This window comes from Deltaproteobacteria bacterium (assembly GCA_018668695.1).
GTDB lineage: Bacteria > Myxococcota > XYA12-FULL-58-9 > XYA12-FULL-58-9 > JABJBS01 > JABJBS01.
The window spans coordinates 1-4,795 of the sequence record JABJBS010000224.1; the positions used below are offsets into that span (position 1 = coordinate 1).

The 4,795-nt window shown below is 52.2% G+C and carries 5 protein-coding genes; all 5 read left to right on the plus strand.

Features of this window, described 5'->3' with window-relative positions; all coding sequences use genetic code 11:
- A partial coding sequence (locus tag HOK28_11820) for a phosphoribosylamine--glycine ligase (GenBank protein MBT6433775.1) occupies positions 1-752 on the plus strand: 752 nt, incomplete at its 5' end.
- Positions 753-763: 11 nt separating this feature from the next.
- Positions 764-1,267: a 5-(carboxyamino)imidazole ribonucleotide mutase gene (gene purE / locus HOK28_11825; protein MBT6433776.1), complete on the plus strand. Its 504-nt coding sequence runs from the start codon at positions 764-766 to the stop codon at positions 1,265-1,267.
- A 4-nt stretch (positions 1,268-1,271) separates the two neighbouring features.
- Positions 1,272-2,576 (plus strand): adenylosuccinate lyase, encoded by a 1,305-nt coding sequence (locus HOK28_11830; protein ID MBT6433777.1) that lies wholly within the window; start codon positions 1,272-1,274, stop codon positions 2,574-2,576.
- Between the two features lie 4 nt (positions 2,577-2,580).
- The gene (locus tag HOK28_11835) at positions 2,581-3,861 is read left to right on the plus strand and encodes an adenylosuccinate synthase (protein MBT6433778.1); all 1,281 of its coding nucleotides are present in this window, start codon (positions 2,581-2,583) and stop codon (positions 3,859-3,861) included.
- A gap of 7 nt (positions 3,862-3,868) precedes the next feature.
- On the plus strand, positions 3,869-4,663 hold the full coding sequence (locus HOK28_11840; protein ID MBT6433779.1) for an RNA methyltransferase: 795 nt from the start codon (positions 3,869-3,871) through the stop codon (positions 4,661-4,663).
- Positions 4,664-4,795: the final 132 nt, after the last annotated feature.

The following is a 4,795-nucleotide window of genomic DNA, read 5'->3' on the forward strand; positions in this document are numbered from 1 at the left end:
GCGAAAGGGGCGAAGCCGGTAGTCTTATCGTTTTAGAAGACCGCCTCTTTGGCGTTGAGGCTTCACTTTTCTATGCCTGCAACGGCCTAGAAGCTGTGGCATTGCCCCATGCACGAGATCACAAGCGGTTACTCGACGGCGACGAAGGCCCAAACACTGGCGGCATGGGCGCAATTAGCCCCAACCCTGAGATAACGCCTGAGCTTCAAGAGCAAGTATTTCAAGAATGCGTCCTGCCTACCCTGCACGCTCTAAAAGATGCGGGTATGCCATTTCGGGGATTTCTCTTCGGCGGCTTTATGCTTACCCAGAAGGGTCCGAAATTGCTTGAGTACAATGTTCGGCTTGGAGACCCTGAAACCCAGGCCATCCTGCCGAGACTGCCAGATGGCGCTTTCCTGGATTTATGCATGAAAACGGCAACAGGGAACCTCGATGGGTTGTCTATAGCTGAGTCCGATCAGGCAACGTGTGCCATCGTTCTAGCTGCTGCCGGTTACCCCGAGAGTCCTCGCAAGGGAGACTCCATCAAAGTCTCAGATAAGATTGACTCCGGATCATGTTGGCTTATTCATGCCGGCACCAAGACCCAGGGCGCAGACCTACAAACGAGTGGCGGCCGCGTTGCAGCTATCGTCTGTAGAAATAACACGCCGGAGCTTGCTCGCACCGGTGCATATGAAGCATTAGACTACGTCAGCTTTGACGGCGCGCAATATCGAGAAGATATTGGTACTCACAAAGAAATTTAAAGGATTACGTTATGTCAGAAACCAATTCAATTCTTGTTACTGTCTTGATGGGCTCAGCCAACGACCACGACACACTGGTTAGTTGCCGCAAAGCACTCGATAGCTTTGGCATTGCACATGAAGCTAAGGTTCTTTCAGCCCACCGTACGCCTGACGAATTGGTCGAGTACCTGGGAACTATCGAAGAGCGTGGCTGTAAAATCATAATCGCAGCAGCCGGAATGGCTGCCCACCTCGGTGGTGTCGTAGCTGCCCATAGTCGATTGCCTGTCTTGGGTGTGCCAATCGCTGCCGGTTCGCTTGGCGGAATGGATGCACTTCTTGCAATTTCTCAAATGCCTGGTGGCGTCCCGGTTGCAACGATGGGCATCGGTAAAGCCGGTGGTAAGAATGCAGCATACCAGTGTGCACGCATGCTCGCTCCATTCGACGCCGACATTAAAGCTCGAATGGAAAAAGTTCTAGCAGCCGACAAAGAAAAAGTGATGAAGGCAAGCCTTCCTACGGAGTACTAATCACATGATTTCACGTTACCAAACAAAAGAGATGACCAAGATCTGGGATGACGAATCCCGATTCGCGCGCTGGGTTCAAATTGAGATTGCAGCATGCGAAGCTTTCCATGAACGTGGCGAAGTCTCCGATGATGACATCGCGGCGATTCGCAAGGGTCACCATCAGAATGCGGCACGTATTCGTGAGCATGAAAAAGAGACAAACCATGATGTTGTAGCTTTTGTGCGCTCAATGTCTGAAACAGTCGGTGAGCCGGCATGCCGCCACATTCACCGCGGCATGACAAGCTCAGACGTCGTGGACACTGCATTGGCCATGGCTCTTAAAGAGAGCTTCGAAGTGGTTATCCCTGCAGCCGAGGCCCTTCGCGACGCCCTGGGCAAACAGGCATTAACTTACAAGACAACGCCATGCGCCGGTCGCACCCACGGAGTTCACGCTGAGCCTACCACATTTGGTTTGCGTTTAGCTGGATGGCACAGCGAAATGACTCGCCATATCGAGCGTCTCAAATCAGCGAGCCAAGACGTTTCGTTCGCGAAACTTTCCGGAGCTGTTGGTAACTACAGTCAAACAGATCCTGCATTTGAAGCTTTCGTTATGAATAAGCTTGATTTGCAAGTAGAGCCTGTTGCCACACAGGTTGTACCTCGTGACCGTCACGCCAATGCACTAAGCGCACTGGCGCTAATGGGCGCAGGCATCGAGCGGTTCGCAACAGAGATTCGCTCGTTGCAGCGCACAGATGTACGCGAGGCTGAGGAATACTTCGCGCGTGGACAAACAGGTTCATCTGCAATGCCTCACAAACGTAACCCGATTACATGTGAGCGATTGACCGGAATGGCGCGATTGCTACGCGGTTACATGATGAGTGCATTTGAAAACGTTGCGCTTTGGCACGACCGAGACATCAGTCACTCATCAGTTGAGCGGGTTATTTGTCCTGACGCATTCCACATTGCTCATTACATGCTTCTCAAAATGACATCAGTCATTGAAAATCTCTTGGTTTACCCGGAGCGCATGCTTGAGAACATGAACAACACCAAAGGTTTGCTCTTTAGCCAGACGGTTCTAGGTTGTTTGCTTAAGGCTGGCCTTGAGCGCCAGCAAGCTTACAAGAGTGTCCAGCACGCCGCTATGCGTGTCTGGGGCGGCGAAGCCGAAGACTTTCAGTCTGCTCTTCTAGAAGAAGAGATGGTGAAAGCGAACGTAAGCCCTGAAGTTATTGCGCAAGCATTCTCCTTGGACCCCTATACACGGCACATCGATACTATTTTCGAACGTGCTAACATCAAAGGTTAAAACCATGCCCGCAGTTGTAATTGTAGGCGCCCAATGGGGCGACGAAGGAAAAGGCAAGATTACAGATTATCTTGCTGAAAGTGCGAATGCTGTAGTTCGTTACCAAGGTGGTAACAACGCCGGTCATACCATTGTGGTCGAAGACACAACTTACAAGTTTCACCTCATTCCTTCTGGTATCCTCCACGAAGAAACGTTGTGTGTGCTTGGCAGCGGTGTTGTTATTGATCCAGAAAAGCTTCTCAGCGAAATCGATGCGCTGATAGAACAAGGCGTCCCGGTTGACCGGTTACGACTCTCAGATCAGGCACACTTTATTCTTCCGACTCACAAAGAGTTGGATATTAGTGCTGAGGCAGACAAGGGCAGCGCGAAGATTGGCACAACGGGTCGAGGAATTGGCCCTGCGTATGCTGACAAAATCAGCCGAAGCGGTATCCGCATGGCAGACCCAGCTTACCCTGACACTTTGCGAGTAAAGCTTGAACAACATTTCCGAGAACACGCTGCAGCGCTCTCGGGGACTGAGTGGACAGTAGACTCTGTGCATAAGCATCTTTGTGAAGCCCACGCGCGACTCAAGCCGTTTATCTGCAGTGCACCGCACCTCATTAATGACCAGCTTGAAGATAACAAGCGGGTTCTATTTGAAGGTGCTCAGGGTACGTTGCTCGACATCGATCACGGAACATACCCCTTTGTTACATCGTCAAGCCCCACAGCTGGCGGCGCGTGTTCCGCATCGGGTGTTGGCCCGACGCAAATGAAGCTTGTACTCGGAATTGCTAAAGCCTACGCCACGCGTGTTGGCAGCGGCCCATTCCCAACTGAGCTTGATGATGACCTCGGTGAAGCCATGCGGCAGCACGGCGGTGAATTCGGTACGACGACGGGTCGTCCTCGGCGTTGCGGCTGGCTCGACCTCGTGGCTCTACGCTATGCTCGTCGGATCAACGGGCTTACACACATTGCGCTTACCAAGATGGACGTTCTCGACCATTTCGATAAGCTCCGTGTTTGTACTGCGTACAAGATCAATGGTGTGGAGACGAAAGACTTCCCTACCGATGCAAACTTGATGGACTCTATTGAGCCAGTTTACGAAGACGTTCCTGGCTGGAAGAGCGACACAACCAAACTTGGCGACTACCAAGACCTACCGGAAGCTGCTCGCGATTACGTGAAGCGCATCGAGGATTTCCTCGGTATTCCAGTAGCCATTGTCAGCGTGGGACCTCAGCGCAAGGCAACCTTTACGCGCCTTCCAATCTGGGAGCAGGTCTAAGTTAGCCATGTCGATTATCCGAATTGAGGAGCCTTCCGACCCGCGGCTGGCTCCTTACTTCAACCTTCGTTCCGGCCAGACAAGTCCCGAATCCTTCATTGTGGAGAGTGTGCGGTTGGTCGAACGCCTTCTGGATAGCCGATTTTCTACAAAATCCCTTCTGGTCACTGAATCCAAAGTAGACGCAGTACTCGACCGAGTTGAAGATGATGTGCCCGTTTACGTCGTCTCCAAATCTCACCTTCGTGAGACGGTCGGTTTTGACCTCCATCGGGGCTGCTTAGCACACGCTGCGGCTCCAAAGGTTGATCTTGAATACCACCTCTCTGCGCACAAACCCTCCCTGGTCGTTCTCTTAGAAGGGCTTGCTGATCCGGCAAATGTTGGGGCGATTATTCGAAATGCTGCGGCATTCGGAGCTCAGCTAGTGATTGCCGACCCCAAGGGTGCCTCGCCTTATACCCGGAAAGCCACGCGGGCATCAGCCGGGCAAATCTTCAATGTACCCGTCACCCTGTGTGAACCGCTGAAGGCCGTGGCGCTGCTTCGGGAGTTCCTAGAAAGCGTGCAAGTCATTGCATCGACCGGCCGTAAGGGAACAGCGTCTCTCCAAGATGTTCAGCTCTCGGAACTCCATAACGTTCTGGTCATTGGAAATGAAGGTTCCGGGATTACAGAAGAACTCCGAGGTAAATCCGATGTATCTGGACGAATCCCGATTGCCGCGCACGTAGACTCCTTGAATGCGGCCGCGGCCTCAGCCGTGGCGCTCCATATGGTTGGGGCCAGAATGGCTGACTAACGCCAAAAAAACGTGTCATTTCAGTAAAGTTTTTGATTTTTCAAGGTGACGGGCTACTCTTATGTCATGAGCGATTCAGATGTTGAACAGGAAGCGATAGAAGTAGCGGAACCGTCGGCGCCAGAGACGAAA